The sequence below is a fragment of the Ferdinandcohnia sp. SAFN-114 genome (genome assembly GCF_059415045.1).
Genome location: NZ_JBPFDQ010000091.1, coordinates 7,252 through 22,105, shown reverse-complemented (window position 1 = coordinate 22,105; position 14,854 = coordinate 7,252). Strand labels below are relative to the sequence as shown.

The window sequence follows — 14,854 nt, the reverse complement described above, 5'->3', positions numbered from 1 at the left end:
ATTACAAAAGTTAGGGAACCATTTAGGTATCCCTAATTTTATAATGAATATCAACATTAAAATTTAACACAGCCTAATCTTAAAGTATATATTTAAGGGCGAGGCAACTTGTCCTACAAAGGAGGTTCTTATGAGAAAAATTGGTTTGCTTTCACAAATTTTAATTGCTTTTGTAATTGCTATTATTGTTGGTGCTATCGTTGGACCGAGTATTGAGGTTATTAGACCTCTCGGTGACTTATTCTTGCGGATGATCAAGTTTATTATCGTTCCTTTAGTTCTAGCTTCCCTTGTAGTGGGTGTGGCTGGTACGGGAGACATCAAAAAAATCGGTCGTATGGGTGGAATCACATTCTTTTATTATATTTTAACCACTGCATTCGCTGTCACCATCGGATTAATTCTTGCAAATATCTTTTCTCCAGGTAAAGGTTTAAATATTGATTCAACAGTTGACAAAGTCGAGCCGTCCGAGGCACCGGGGGTAATTGATACCTTGTTAAATATTATCCCCACTAATCCAATTGCTTCATTAGTAAACGGTGATATGTTGCAAATCATCTTCTTTGCCATCTTCCTTGGCCTAGCAATTACAATCTTAGGAGATAAAGCAAAAACGGTTTATAACTTCTTTGATGAACTTGCTGAAATTATGTATAAAATTACTGGTATCGTAATGAAATTGGCTCCAATCGGGGTTTTCGGTTTAATTGCGCCAACTGTTGGAGAATATGGGGTTTCAGTACTCCTTCCACTTTTAAAGGTAATTGTAGTCGTTTATCTCGGATGTATACTTCACGCTGTAATAACTTACTCAACCTCTGTTAAACTTTTCGCTAACATGAATCCACTTAAATTTTTTAAAGGAATCGCACCTGCTAGTCTCGTAGCATTCAGCACAACAAGTAGTTCAGGAACTCTGCCAATAACAATTAAAAACAGTGAAGAAAACCTTGGTGTTTCTAGAAAGGTAAGTAGCTTTGTTCTTCCGTTGGGAGCCACCATAAATATGGATGGAACCGCATTATATCAAGGGGTATGTGTGTTATTCATCGCACAGTTTTTCGGATATGATCTCTCATTCGCTCAACAGTTAACCATTGTACTAACAGCAACTCTTGCTTCAATTGGTACAGCAGGTGTACCAGGGGCTGGGTTAATCATGCTTACGATGGTTGTGACTTCAGTTGGACTTCCAGTAGAAGGTATTGCTCTCATTGCAGGAATTGATAGAATCCTAGATATGATTCGTACTTCTATAAATGTCACAGGGGATGCCTCCGCTGCTGTTGTAGTTAATGCGATTGAGGAAAAGCGAGATATTAAAATATCAAATCAAGTAAGCGTATAATGATATATAGTGAAAAGAATAAGGTTGTTGGAGATTTGTATAGTAAATCTTCAACAACCTGTTTTTATAAGGCGGGGATTACATGACCAAAAAAACACTAGGTATATTGGGCGGAATGGGGCCGCTTGCCACTGTTGATTTAATGACTAAAATCATTGCATTAACACCTGCTCAAAAAGACCAAGATCACATTCATATGATTGTTGATAACTACCCACAAATACCGGACCGGACCGAAGCCATATTGGGTAAAGGTACGAGCCCCCTATCTTTTATGATTGATTCCGCAAAACGATTAGAAGCAGCAGGGGCAGATTTCATTGCAATAGCGTGCAATACTGCCCACTATTATGTAGATGACATTCAAGATTCAGTCAACATCCCGATAATGAGCATGCCTAAAGAAACTGTAAAATTCATAGACACAGCCGGCTTTAAAACAATTGCGTTGTTAGCTACCGACGGGACAATTTCAACTAATTTATACCAAGAGTCACTTCGAAAACGCGGATTTACTGTTGTGGTACCGGACAAACTTACACAAGTGAGCATCATGGAAGGAATTTATGCTGTAAAAAGTGGAGATCTTAACAAAGGAAAAAAACTATTCCTTCATGCATCGAAAACAGTCATCGAACAAGGGGCGGAAGCAATAATCGCAGCTTGTACTGAAATCCCGCTCGTGTTAAGTGAATTAGACGGTACTAGCCTAATAGACCCGACACAAATCTTAGCGAAAAAAATTGTAGAAGCCAGTATATAAACAAATAACATGAAATCTTAACCAAGCACCCTCCTCTACTTGTATCACAACTCTTTTGGTATGATAATGGGACAGAGGGACAGGTCCCGTGTCCCACCTTGAAAAGTTGGTCGGACACGGGCATTGTACCAAACATAAAAAAGAGGTGTGTATTTGATGGAACAATTAATGTTTATTGAAACAGGAATGGGAATTGATGTTCATGGCCAGAACATTACGAAGGCAGCCGTTCGGGCCGTAAAAAATGCAATTCATTTTAATTCAATGCCAGGAATTCGATCTGTACTACCAGGCAATAGCTTAGACAATATGGTCGTGAACGTAAAGCTAGCGGTCCCTTGTGATAAAGAGGCATTGGATATCAATGCAGTTAAAGAGTGTATACCGTTTGGAAAAGTGTCAGTGGAAATTATGGATGGTGGAATGCTAACAACAAGTGGCATCGTCATCGAGGAAAAAGGCGATCAAAACGATTTTATGTACATAGTGGTTGCTTCAGTAGAAGTTGGGTACTAATGGGACACAGGGACAGGTCCACTGTCCCTCACCCAAAAAAGTGGATCAAGGGACCTGTCCCCTTGACCCACTTAATGTCTTCTTTTATAAACTATTTGTTTAGGTATGCCCAAGCGTATTGAGCGTAGAGCTCTGCCCCTGTGACCATTGCATCTTCGTCGATGTTGAATTTGCCGTGGTGGTGTGCCCATTGAGTGTCTTTTTCCGGATTACCTGAACCAACTAAGGCAAAGCAACCTGGGACTTCATCCAGGTAGAAACTGAAGTCTTCACCGCCCATTGTGGGCTTTTCTTCATAAAGTACTTCTTTTCCAAATGCTTCAGCTGCAACTTTCTGTACGAGCGTTGCACTTTCTTCACCATTAATGACAGCCTGTGTGCCACGGATATAGTCTACTTCAGCGCTTGCTCCGTAAATTGCAGCAACCTGTTCTGCATACACCTGGAGCTGCTTTTCAATATGATCACGAACTTCCGGATCAAAACAACGAACGGTTCCTTCAATTACTGCATTTTCAGCAATTACATTAAAGCGCGTGCCCACCGTCATTTTTCCAACCGTTAATACAGCTGATTTTTGAGGGTCAATCGTTCTTGAAACAACAGATTGAACATTCATCACAAAGGATGAGGCAACTATTGCGGCATCGATGCAATCCTGTGGAATTGCCCCATGTCCCCCTCTTCCTTTAAATTTCACCGTAAAAATATCTGCTGACGCGAACGAAGGTCCAGGGTTGCAGGACACTTTGCTTGTTGGCATTTGTGACCAAATATGCATTCCAAATACATTATCGACTCCCTCAACCGCTCCTTGTTTCACCATTTCTAAAGCGCCTGTTGCCACTTCTTCAGCCGGTTGGAAAATCAAGCGGACATTGCCTTGCAATTCCCCTTTTATGTCATTCAATGCCTTTGCAGCAATGAGAAGCATTGCAGTATGAGAATCATGGCCACATGCATGCATTTTGCCTTTTGTCTTAGAGACATATGGCAAATCCGAATTTAATTCTTCAACAGATAAAGCGTCCATATCCGCTCTCAATGCTACAGTTTCTCCTGGTTTTCCGCCCTTTATTTCTCCGATAACACCTGTCGGACTTGTTTTACGATACTCGATTCCTAGATCATCAAGATATTGTGCTACAAAAGCAGATGTGTTGTACTCTTCCCAAGACAATTCTGGCTCACTATGCAACTTCCTACGGATAGCTGTTAATTCTTCACTATAATGCTCGATTGCTTGTTTTACTTTTTCATTTACCATGCTATTCAACTCCATTTACATCATTATTTGCAGTTAAAAGGTTATTTAAGTTTTATAAAAATGATACAAATACTCCAGCTAGAATGACTGAAACGATTGTCACTGTGATAAATCCACCAACGAGCATCGGCGGTAACATATGACTAGTTAATACTTCTCTTTCTTTTTCATCCTTCGTCAATGAGTTAATAACTTCATTTGTGATAATATAATCAGCCGGAAAGCCATATAAGGCTGTTAGTGATACAGCAAATGCCATGTGTTTGCTGACTTTGAGTAATTTTCCTACGATGAATGAAAAAACATACATCCCGATCACGGCTAATCCAATTAAAACCACAAGAGGAGTTAAAATTTCAAGCATCATCCCAGGTGTTGCATTCTTGAGCCCATCAAAAACAAAAAGCATTAACCCCATAATCGCTAATCCGAATCCATTTGCCTTTTGTAGTGAGTGTGTTTCTAGGAAACCAATGCTCTTTCCGATTACCCCGAAGAGTAAGCACAGAACAAGAGCATTCACAGTCACGACCGGTGCTAATAAAGTTGAAACTAAATAAGCAAGATATCCAACAACTGCTAATCTCAAAAACTTGAAATATTCAGTATTATATTTTTCTGGAATTTTATCAATCCACTTAATCTTTGGAGCAGTTTCGGAAGTTGCCGCAACTTCTGCTTTTACTTCTTCCACTTTTGACAGCTGACCACTGCGATATTGCTGTAATAGTTTCTTTCCTTCTTTTTTCAAAACAATTGAAGTAATTGGGTAGCCTGCAAAACCTTGCATCACATAGATCACAATCGCAAAAACAGATAAGCTTGTAAGTCCTGCATTCGCAGCACCTTCTGACATGATTAATGCCGAAACAAGTCCTCCAACTAATGGTGGAATAGCAACGATTACTGTTTGTAAATCAAAAATGAATGTTCCAATTCCAAAAAGAATCGCAATAATCCCTAGAATACCAGATAAAGCGATTAAAATTGTTTTCCATTGTGCCATTAATTCTTTAAGTGATAATAATGTACCCATATTTACAATTAATAGATACATCAACATCGTAGCTACAACAGATGGAATACCTGCTAATGCGACAATGTCTTGCGGAAAAAAGGTCCAATATCCTACTAGAAATAAGACTGCACACACAAATACGGAAGGTATCCATGCTTTTGTTTTTATAGAAATAAAGTCTCCGATAAAAAGTACGATAAGTAAAAGAACTAAAGCTAGCATTTGAGACATTATAAGTTCAACCCCTTTTTTGTTAATTGTTTTTATTTTTTAAATATAATAACATCTCAATGATAGAAATGAAAGATTTTTTTGAAAATAATTGAAATACCAAGTAATTACCAACTTATCATTCTTTTATTATCTTTATTTATTGTATGCGTTTACTATTTTAATATATATATATTCAACAAATCCTAACACCTCTTAAAAAATTTTAAATGGTTATTCTAAGTCATGGCATTCGTTCGGATTGCTTCCAACCGATGAAGGACTTTACGCGCTCGAGCTCTGCTCGTTCGGGACTTCATTCACTCGATGAAGGACTCTACACGCTCGGACTCCGCTCAGGCGGGACTTCATTCACTCGATGAAGGACTCTACACGCTCGGACTCCGCTCAGGCGGGACTTCATTCACTCGATTAAGGACCCTACACGCTCGGACTCCGCTCAGGCGGGACTTCATTCACTCGATGAAGGACCCTACACGCTCGGACTCCGCTCAGGCGGGACTTCATACACCTGATGAAGGACTCTACAAGCACGCACTTCGCTCGTGAGGGACTTCATACATCTGATGAAGGACTTTACAGCCACGCACCCCACTCGTGCGGGACTTCATCCTTAAAGCAGAAATAGACGATATGTATTATGTTGAAGGCACTCATTTCTCACAAAAAAAAAGAGATTGGTTCATTACCAATCCCTTTATAATCAATAACTATGTTCATTATTCAACAGGTGAAAGTTCGTCTTCGGTGACCCACTTATGATTCTTTATCTTTTCTCCGGTGGCTTTATCGGTGAAATCCACCATATAAACAGTTGTTTGTTCAGTTGTATCAATGGTTGCCTTAGCACCTTTCATGCCTTCCATATGATCAGCATTTAACACAACTTCATCGCCTGGTTTATAAGGTTCAGCACCTGCATTTTCAATTTCTTCGTGAACCACCCATTTATGATTTTCTACTGGTTCACCACCATTTGTTGGAGTATATGTAACTGAATAGACTGTTGTAGTGAAGGCTCCTGATACTGTTGCTTCAGCACCATTCATCCCTGGCATATGATCCGCATGCATGATCACTTTACTACCAACTGGATAGGTTGGATTTTCTGCCTCCTCTAAACCTTCCGGAACCTCGTCAGAACCTGAGTGATGCATACCTGAATGATCCATTTCCTTATTAGAATCAGATTCTCCTCTATTATTATCCATAATTTCATGATTGTCAGATTCTGTATCCGCATTTTCATTAGGTGTTGTTGCTTCATTACCTGCACATGCTGCTAAAAGGAAAAACAACAATAATGAAGCTAATCCTAATAATCTTTTTTTCATCATTACCTTCCTTTCAAACTTATTTAATTGTCCATATTAAATTATCAATAAATTGTGCAGATTTTATACAGTCATCATAGAATTTAATTTCCTATTTTCAATACTAAATTTCACACCCCTTTTTTGTAAAAAAAAAGACCCATCCAGGTCTTTTATCTACTTCTAACAAGCAGTTCTACTGCTTCTTTTACTAGTTCTTCTGTATTTTCACCTTTTTCATCTGCTTCTCTTACACATGAAACGAGGTTCGAGCTTACAATCACACCAATTGTACGATCAACCGCAGTTCTTGCAGCAGATAACTGAGTAATAACATCCTTACAATCTTTATTCTCCTCCATCATCCTTAAAATCCCACGTAACTGACCTTCGATTCTTTTAATCCTATTTTTTGTTTTATCATCATATTTCATATAAATGCCTCATCTCTAATAGTTTAATGTATCGGTATGTGACCGCATATTTACGGCAAAAATTACGAGAATTGATTATTGAGTATCCATTTTCTTGAAATGCTTTCAGTCTTAAAATTCGTATGGCAACATTTTTCTCAAGTCTTGCTGATGCCACAACAGCTATTTCATAACAATGCCTTGCCAAATAAGCGAATTCTCGATTACAACTTTGTATGAAATATTATAGTCTCTTATATCTATAACCTCAATATTCGTTAGATCAACTTTTAGTACATCTTCACAGTGTATTCCGATTAAAGGAAAATACCTTTGTATAGTTCCCATACTATAAATAGTAGCAAAAGACTAAATAAAATCAAATGCTACTAACCTCATTCCTATAAAGTTGAATCACTATAAAATATCCATCCAAATCTTTACTGCAGTTGCAGCGATTAATACGGCAAGGATAATTTGTAAAGCCTTTGTGTTCATCTTCTTCCCAGCGTTTGCACCAAGCGGTGAAGCAATTAAACTTGCCACGATCATGATTACTGCTGGAAAATATTCAATTTGTCCTGTCGTGATTTTTCCTACAGTAGAACCAATTGATGAAATAAATGTAATCGCAAGTGAAGATGCGATTGTCATTCTAGTAGGAATTTTTAAGACAACGAGCATAATCGGTACGAGTAAAAATGCGCCGGCTGCTCCAACTATCCCCGCACCTAACCCTACGATAAAAGCAAGTATAGCAGCTAACCACTTATTAAACATCACTTGATCAAACGGAGTATCGTCAACATTCTTTTTCGGAATGAACATCATGATAGCAGCAATTAACGCTAATATTCCATAGACAACGTTAATACCACCTTCTGACATATATTTAGAGCCAAATCCCCCAACAAAACTACCTACTAAAATACTAATTCCCATATAGAGAATAAGTGTTTTATTTAAATAACCACCCTTACGATAAGCCCAGACACCGCCGATTGTTGCAAAGAATACTTGAACAGCACTGATTCCTGACACCTCATGAGCACTAAAAGCTGCTAATCCAAATAGAGGCGGAATATATAATAGCATTGGATATTTAATGATAGATCCACCGATTCCTAACATTCCAGAGATATATGAACCAATAAAACCAATTAAAAAGATTGTAATAATGAATGCAAAATCCATCGTATTTCCCCCATTCTATAGAAAAGGGAACCCAATAATGGTTCCCTAGACATATTCATTAACGTACTGCACAACGATTTGGTCCGATTTCCATTTCACGTTGTTTTTCATCATCAGGAGAAATTTTCCCCATATTTGTTTCACGAATCTCTTGATATGCATTTGGTTGTGGTGGTAGATTTTCTGTTACGATTTTTCTAAATTCTGCTTCTTCCTTAATATTCAGACCGTGGTTTTTTGCAAATAGTGTTCCAAGTTTTTCAGATACACTTCCATCTTCATTTAATTCGTCAATAATCATGAAGTGAGCTGGTAAAACCACAAGATCATCAGACAACTCCCTATAACGGTTATAAAGAGTTTCTCTTAGGTCCCCTACCCAATCCTGCGCTAAACCAGCAAGGTCCGGTCTACCGATTGAATCGATGAACAGAATATCTCCAGAAAGTAAGAACTTCTCATCTACAACGAAAGAAGTAGAACCAATTGTGTGACCTGGAGAATACAAGGCATGAATATTTATTGTCGTATTACCAATTGTCACGTCTTGACCACCTTCTAGAGCCGTGTATTCAAACGTTACTTCTGTAGCATCTTTTGGTGGTAACCAGTAAGTTGCATTTGTGGCTTCTGCGATTTTTCGTCCTCCTGAAATATGGTCAGCATGTAAGTGAGTATCAAATACATGTGAAATTTTTGCACCCTTACTCTCGGCAAAATCAAGGAAGATATCAGTCATACGAGTTGCATCGATAATCGCTGCTTCACCGTTTGATATAACCATGTAAGACAGACAGCCTTTTCCGATACGAACGAATTGATAAATTTCTCCGCCATCATTTAATTCACCCACTTTAACTGGCTCTAAATGCTCACTCCAAGCCTTCATACCACCTTTAAGGTATGATACTGTAAGTCCAGCTTCAGAAAGCATATTGGCTACCATGACAGATGAACCTTCTTTAGCACACACAACTAAGATTTCCTTATCTTTTGGCAGCTTTTCTAGGATTTCCTCAACCCCATCTAGTAGTTCAAAGTAGGGAATGTTTAAATAGTCGAAGTTTTCACCTTCAATTTTCCAATCGTTAAAATCATTTTCGTTACGAACGTCTAAGATAAACAATGAATCTTTATTAAACACTTTTTTCGTAACATCTTTTGCAGTCATTATGTGAATAGTCATTTCTCAAATTACCCCCTATGGTATATTTTTGATTAAAAAAATTTATACTTCTTATTTTGTAATACTTGTTGTGTTACCTGCCCAATTGCTCATTCCAGGTACGACATTCTTTACGTTCACAAATCCATTTTCAGTTAATTTTTGTGATGCTAAATCACTTCGACTACCAGTACGGCAAATCACATAAATCTCTTTCTCTTTACTTAATTCAGCATATCTATCTTCTAATTCTCCTAATGGAATAGAGATTGCTTCAGGAATATGATTAAATGCAAATTCTGCTGCTTCACGAACATCAAGAATAAGTACATCCTTACCGGATGCAATAGTAGCCTCCAGATCTTCGTTTGATACTACAATCGGATGTCTTTTCTCTGCTACTTCTTCACCGCTAGCTTTACGTATAAAATGTTTAAGTACATCGTCCTCTTCAAGTGTACCAAGGTATTGATGTCCAGTACTCTCAGCCCATGCTTTTAAGTCGGCCTTTGAACCCTTATCAGTGGCCTGAATCTCTAAGACCTGACCACCCTCTAAATTATTCATTGCTTTTTTGGTTTTCACGATTGGCATCGGGCATGCTAACCCTTTTGCATCTAACACAGAGTTTGTTTTTAATGATTCCATCTATATTCCTCCCAATTATTAGACATATATGCAATGAATACGTATATGTCGAGATTTGTCTACCTACTATATACCGCGACAGGTATAATAAAATCCAAAAAAATTATTCTATTTTACCTTCCCAAGCGAGCATTCCGCCTTCCATATTAATCACTTTGAACCCTTGTCCTTCAAGGAATTGTGAAGCTCTGCGGCTTCGACCACCTGAACGACAAACCAGTACATACTCTTTTGACTTATCTAGTTCATGCATACGGAATTCAATTAAACCTAATGGGATATTGACTGCTCCTGGAATTTTACCTTCTTTCACTTCGTCTACTTCACGTACATCAAGAATATTTAATGTTTTTCCATTAGCTAATAATTCTTCAACTTCTTTTGCGGTTATTTGCTTCATGTTTATTCCTCCTAAAATATATTATCTCCAGGCACTTAATCCGCCTTTGACATTTGTAATATTCATAAAGCCCATTTTCTTAAGTTGTTTACTTGCTTTTTGACTTCTCATGCCACTTTGGCAAATGACAACGACCTCTTTGTCCTTTGAAAGTTCAGTTGCTTTTTGTGAAAGCTGATGAAGAGGCATATTTTTAAATCCATTAATATGGAACCCTTTGTACTCTCCAGGAGTACGAACATCAATAAATTGTTTATTTTTATTTTTAAGGTCATTCTTTAGTTCAGTTGTTGTTATATTACGAACACCTTTAGCAGGTATAAAGCGTTGTACGATAAAAATTGCAATAAGCGCAATTAGGATATAATTGATATAATCCATGGTCATTCCTCACTCTTTCTTATTAGATAAATAAATTGACATTCCCGTCTTCTGCATCTGCTAAATAAGCTGCAACTCCTGCATACTCAATGTTATCAAGGAGTTCTTCTTCCTTTAGACCAAGCAAATCCATGGTCATCGTACAAGCAACAAGTTTTACATCTTGTTCTTGTGCCATTTCGATTAGCTGTGGCAATTCCAGAGCATTGTGTTTTTTGATGACATCTTTTATCATTTTCGGACCCATTCCCGCAAAGTTCATTTTTGAAAGTCCCATTTTGTCGGCGCCCTTTGGCATCATTTTGCCAAACATTTTTTCAATAAAACTTTTTTCAACTTTAAGATCTTCATCCTTGCGTAGTGCATTTAATCCCCAGAAAGTGTGAAATATTGTCACTTCATGGTCATAGGCAGCCGCACCATTTGCAATAATATAGGCTGCCATTGCTTTGTCATAATCCCCACTAAATAAAACAATTGTTGTTTTCTTTGTAGACATCGGTTCCCCTCCTATTTTTCACCTTTTTTTATATAAAACGTTAGAACTCCATTTTCTTCTTGCGTATCAAGGATTTCGTGTCCAGTCGATGCAGCCCATGCTGTTAGATCACTTTTTGCTCCTTTATCAGTTGTAAGAACTTGTAATATTTGACCCGACTGTAGGCCATCAAGAGCTTTTTTTGTTTTCACGATTGGCATTGGACATGCTAAACCTTTTGCATTTAAAACTTCATCAATGTTCATATTTCTTACCCCCTTGAATTTTTACCTTTACCCCTACGGGTATATGGTTAATCGAAATAAAAATGGGAGTCATCCCGATATTATTGATCATGAAGATTAAGTGTAAATGAAGACTTATAACATACCATAACAGGTATTTTTTATAAGTTCGGATTGCTCAGAAGAATAACGTGTATAGCTTTTATCCCTCCTTACTTTATACCCACTGGGGTATACTTAAGATTAAAAAAATAGTCGTTATTAATAATCGTACAAGTGTAATAATATACCCCTTGGGGTAAAATGTCAACCCATCGTTCTATATAATTTTTTAGTGTAACGATCTTTTAAATTTAGAGCCTGCTCCACAGACTGTAAAGATTTTAGCACTGGAGGCAGGCCCTTCTTTTAGATGGCCCATAACAATTAATCTGTTAAGCCACCTGCAACAATATTACCTTTATAAAACACAGCTTTTCTTTCGGATCGTCTAGCAATCGTTTCTGCAGAACAACTTGAATCAACTAAAATCATGTTCGCTTCTACCCCTGGCTTTGGCCAAATTTGATTTCCATCTCGATCTAATGGTGTTATTCCTCCCGTGATAAAACGTAAAGCTTGAGATAGGGCAACCTCATTTGTCCAGCGGTATTTTTCAAGTAAACGCCCCGCTCTCTCTAGAATATCCCCATTCCCAGTTGGCCACCATGAGTCAAAGATATTATCGTTTCCGACGGCCACATCTACCCCACATTCATCAAGAAGATCGACAGGGACTCCCCTACCAATCGGAAGACTCGTTATGATTGAAATACCCGCATCTTTTAAAATATATGCCATTTCACGCGCTTCTTCTTTTGAGACATCACCTAATCCAAAGGCATGGCTCACCGCAACTCTTCCCTCCCATCCTGCTTGCTTTGTTAAATACGCTAGGCGTTTCATGGTGAAGGTGCCCAAATGACCAGGATCATGTAGATGTAAATCAATACCAACATTTCCTTCGACAGCTATATCGAGTAACTGTACCAATGATTCCTCGATATTATTATCCACCGTCGCTGGGTCTACAGAGCCTACTATACCTGCGCCATTTCTTACAGCTTCCCTCATTAATTGTACTCTTCCATCCTTAAGCAACCCGTGCTGTGCGAACGCTACAACCTCTGAACTTACTTTATCTGCATATGTTTCAAGTGCCTGATTGACACCTACTAAATTTTGGAGTTGTACCTCAGGATAGATATCAACATGAGTTCTAACATGCGTAGAGCCTGCAGATAGTAAGACATCTAACAATCTTTGAGCCCTAGACTTTGTATTAGAAGGTATCGAAGCTAAAATATTCTTTTCAATTTCGCATCGCTCTAAAACACCTGGCGCAGGGATACATGCCTTCCACTTTTCACCCATATATGTCTTATCCAAGTGAACATGCTTTTCAACAAATGAAGGAAGCAGTAACAACCCCATTGCATCCTTAACTTCTACATCACTAGGTGTGGGTTCATTTGAGTCTAGAATCCTACTAATTTTCCCATCTTCAATAACTAAATGCTTTATCTCTGATTGTGTGCCCGTCACTATTCCATTTTCTTTTATATAACCCGTTTCTAATCGTACATTTTTTAACCAGTAACTCATTATGCAATGCTCTCCTCTCATATTTAAACTATGATATGTATTTATACTTTTATATTACTAAATCCTTGGACAGAGGGATAGAATCACTATTCTATTCCATTTGGCAGTGGGACAAGGGAACTGTCCCTGTGACCCAAGTGCTTTGGACTATTTCTTGACATATTTATCGTAAGTGCAGTTATATAGTTAGTAGAGTGCTTATTTCCTATTTTAGTAAAAAGTGAGGTCATGAGATGCACAAACTGTACTGCCGTACGTTCCAACGTTCTATGAAGCTAGCTTCTTTCATTCTTCCTTGGCGAAAACCTGAATTACTAGAGGGGGAGAATAGTTTAATGAAGCTACCCCAATTGATCAAAAGTCTTGAAATTGAAACCGTTTTAATTATTACTGATGCGGGAATTACCTCACTAGGATTGATGGATCCATTTCTTCAGGGGTTACGAGAGGAAGGAGTAGACTTCTTTATTTATGACAAAACAGTTCCAAATCCAACAATTGATAATATTGAGGAAGCTCTTCAAATATACAATGAGAATCAATGCCAAGGGATTGTTGCTTTTGGAGGCGGTTCGCCAATGGACTGTGCCAAAGGTGTGGGAGCACGGGTGGCTAGACCGGGAAAAAGTATTCCTCAAATGAAGGGGATATTTAAAGTGTTGAAAAAGCTGCCACCACTGTTTGCCATCCCCACCACGGCTGGTACTGGTAGTGAAGCAACGCTAGCTGCAGTGGTCTCTAACAGCAAGACACATGAGAAATATGCGATTATGGATACATCTCTCATCCCCCATTATGCGGTCCTAGACCCTTTACTTACCGTTAAACTTCCGCCACATATAACGGCGGCAACAGGAATTGATGCTCTAACACATGCGGCAGAAGCCTATATTGGTAACAGTAATACGAATGAAACGATCGAATGCAGCAAAACAGCTGTAAAACTGATTTTTGAAAACCTTTATGAAGCCTATTCGAACGGATCAAATATAACAGCGCGAAAAAATATGCAAACAGCCGCTTACTTAGCAGGGATTGCTTTTACACGTGCTTATGTAGGCAATGTCCATGCAATCGCACACACTCTCGGAGGCTTTTATGCGGTTCCACATGGCCTTGCTAACGCCATTGTTTTACCTTACGTATTAGAGTATTACGGTGAGACAGTACATAAACCTTTAGCAGAACTTGCCGATTTGATTGGTATCAGCGAATTAAGTGATTCCGAAGAAAAGAAGGCCAATAAATTTATCGAAGCCATTAAAAAGCTTAATGAGGATATGAAGATACCTAAAAAGGTAAGTGGAATTGTAGATCGGGACATCCCGCTAATGGTTGATCGGGCTTTAAAAGAAGCAAACCCTCTTTACCCAGTGCCGATGATACTATCTGAAAAAGAAATGGGAGAGCTTTACAAGTTAATTAAAGAATAATGAGATCCTTAGTCGATAAAAAACAATTGCGTTCGCTTTTTTTAAGATTGTCAACATAGAACCATTCGCAATATCCGTAATATGGGAAAGCTGATTTCAATAAAGGTAGTAATAGGAATAATTATCCATTTGCGTATCATTTCTGAGCAGAAAAGCGATTAAATCATGCGTAAAAAGCAATTGCGTATGCTTTTTTTAGATGGGCAGCATTTAACCATTCGCAATATCCATAATAAGGGAAAGTTGATTTAAAAAAATGAAATAATTGGTACAATCATCCATTTGCGTATCATTTCTGAGCAGATAAGCGATAAAAGCATGCGTAAAAAGCAATTGCGTATGCTTTTTTTAGATGGGCAGCATTTAACCATTCGCAATATCCATAATAAGGGAA

At 38.1% G+C, this 14,854-nt stretch carries 16 protein-coding genes; 4 read left to right on the top strand and 12 right to left on the bottom strand.

Translation table 11 applies throughout. The features are described 5' to 3' along the window. Positions 1-130 precede the first annotated feature (130 nt). The 3 genes from ACR65M_RS22105 to ACR65M_RS22095 all read left to right on the top strand — a co-directional run bounded on the left by ACR65M_RS22105 (position 131) and on the right by ACR65M_RS22095 (position 2,630). The gene (locus ACR65M_RS22105) at positions 131-1,351 is read left to right on the top strand and encodes a dicarboxylate/amino acid:cation symporter (RefSeq protein WP_440274431.1); all 1,221 of its coding nucleotides are present in this window, start codon (positions 131-133) and stop codon (positions 1,349-1,351) included. Between the two features lie 82 nt (positions 1,352-1,433). Beyond that, positions 1,434-2,114 carry a cysteate racemase gene (gene cuyB / locus ACR65M_RS22100; RefSeq protein ID WP_341332865.1) on the top strand — a complete coding sequence of 227 codons (681 nt, stop codon included), beginning with the start codon at positions 1,434-1,436 and terminating at the stop codon, positions 2,112-2,114. 156 nt (positions 2,115-2,270) lie between these two features. Further along, a complete protein-coding gene (locus tag ACR65M_RS22095) occupies positions 2,271-2,630 on the top strand; it encodes a Lin0512 family protein (RefSeq protein ID WP_440274430.1) in 360 nt (119 codons plus the stop codon). Positions 2,631-2,721: 91 nt separating this feature from the next. On the opposite strand, the gene ACR65M_RS22090 is transcribed toward ACR65M_RS22095, so the two are convergent. The 12 genes from ACR65M_RS22090 to ACR65M_RS22035 all read right to left on the bottom strand — a co-directional run bounded on the left by ACR65M_RS22090 (position 2,722) and on the right by ACR65M_RS22035 (position 13,027). After that, positions 2,722-3,897 (bottom strand): amidohydrolase, encoded by a 1,176-nt coding sequence (locus tag ACR65M_RS22090; RefSeq protein WP_121446900.1) that lies wholly within the window; start codon positions 3,895-3,897, stop codon positions 2,722-2,724. 52 nt (positions 3,898-3,949) lie between these two features. Beyond that, a complete protein-coding gene (locus ACR65M_RS22085) occupies positions 3,950-5,146 on the bottom strand; it encodes a hypothetical protein (RefSeq protein WP_121446901.1) in 1,197 nt (398 codons plus the stop codon). A 719-nt stretch (positions 5,147-5,865) separates the two neighbouring features. After that, positions 5,866-6,483, bottom strand: a complete 618-nt coding sequence (locus tag ACR65M_RS22080; protein WP_440274429.1) for a YdhK family protein — start codon at positions 6,481-6,483, stop codon at positions 5,866-5,868. Between the two features lie 149 nt (positions 6,484-6,632). Further along, positions 6,633-6,893, bottom strand: a complete 261-nt coding sequence (locus ACR65M_RS22075; protein WP_341332869.1) for a metal-sensitive transcriptional regulator — start codon at positions 6,891-6,893, stop codon at positions 6,633-6,635. Between the two features lie 396 nt (positions 6,894-7,289). Next, positions 7,290-8,066 (bottom strand): sulfite exporter TauE/SafE family protein, encoded by a 777-nt coding sequence (locus tag ACR65M_RS22070; protein ID WP_440274428.1) that lies wholly within the window; start codon positions 8,064-8,066, stop codon positions 7,290-7,292. Positions 8,067-8,124: 58 nt separating this feature from the next. Further along, positions 8,125-9,252: an MBL fold metallo-hydrolase gene (locus tag ACR65M_RS22065; protein WP_341332871.1), complete on the bottom strand. Its 1,128-nt coding sequence runs from the start codon at positions 9,250-9,252 to the stop codon at positions 8,125-8,127. Positions 9,253-9,303: 51 nt separating this feature from the next. Beyond that, positions 9,304-9,879, bottom strand: a complete 576-nt coding sequence (locus ACR65M_RS22060; protein ID WP_440274427.1) for a sulfurtransferase TusA family protein — start codon at positions 9,877-9,879, stop codon at positions 9,304-9,306. Positions 9,880-9,982: 103 nt separating this feature from the next. Beyond that, positions 9,983-10,279, bottom strand: a complete 297-nt coding sequence (locus ACR65M_RS22055) for a rhodanese-like domain-containing protein (RefSeq protein ID WP_440274426.1) — start codon at positions 10,277-10,279, stop codon at positions 9,983-9,985. Positions 10,280-10,300: 21 nt separating this feature from the next. Then, entirely contained in the window at positions 10,301-10,660 is a 360-nt protein-coding gene (locus tag ACR65M_RS22050; RefSeq protein ID WP_440274425.1) for a rhodanese-like domain-containing protein, read from the bottom strand. A gap of 22 nt (positions 10,661-10,682) precedes the next feature. Next, complete coding sequence (locus ACR65M_RS22045; RefSeq protein ID WP_440274424.1) at positions 10,683-11,159, bottom strand: DsrE/DsrF/DrsH-like family protein; 477 nt, start codon at positions 11,157-11,159, stop codon at positions 10,683-10,685. Between the two features lie 11 nt (positions 11,160-11,170). Continuing rightward, positions 11,171-11,404 carry a sulfurtransferase TusA family protein gene (locus ACR65M_RS22040; protein ID WP_440274423.1) on the bottom strand — a complete coding sequence of 78 codons (234 nt, stop codon included), beginning with the start codon at positions 11,402-11,404 and terminating at the stop codon, positions 11,171-11,173. 405 nt (positions 11,405-11,809) lie between these two features. Then, positions 11,810-13,027: an amidohydrolase gene (locus ACR65M_RS22035; protein ID WP_440274422.1), complete on the bottom strand. Its 1,218-nt coding sequence runs from the start codon at positions 13,025-13,027 to the stop codon at positions 11,810-11,812. A gap of 233 nt (positions 13,028-13,260) precedes the next feature. On the opposite strand from ACR65M_RS22035, the gene ACR65M_RS22030 reads away from it, so the two are divergent. Next, the gene (locus ACR65M_RS22030; protein WP_440274421.1) at positions 13,261-14,460 is read left to right on the top strand and encodes an iron-containing alcohol dehydrogenase; all 1,200 of its coding nucleotides are present in this window, start codon (positions 13,261-13,263) and stop codon (positions 14,458-14,460) included. The last annotated feature ends 394 nt before the right edge of the window (positions 14,461-14,854 follow it).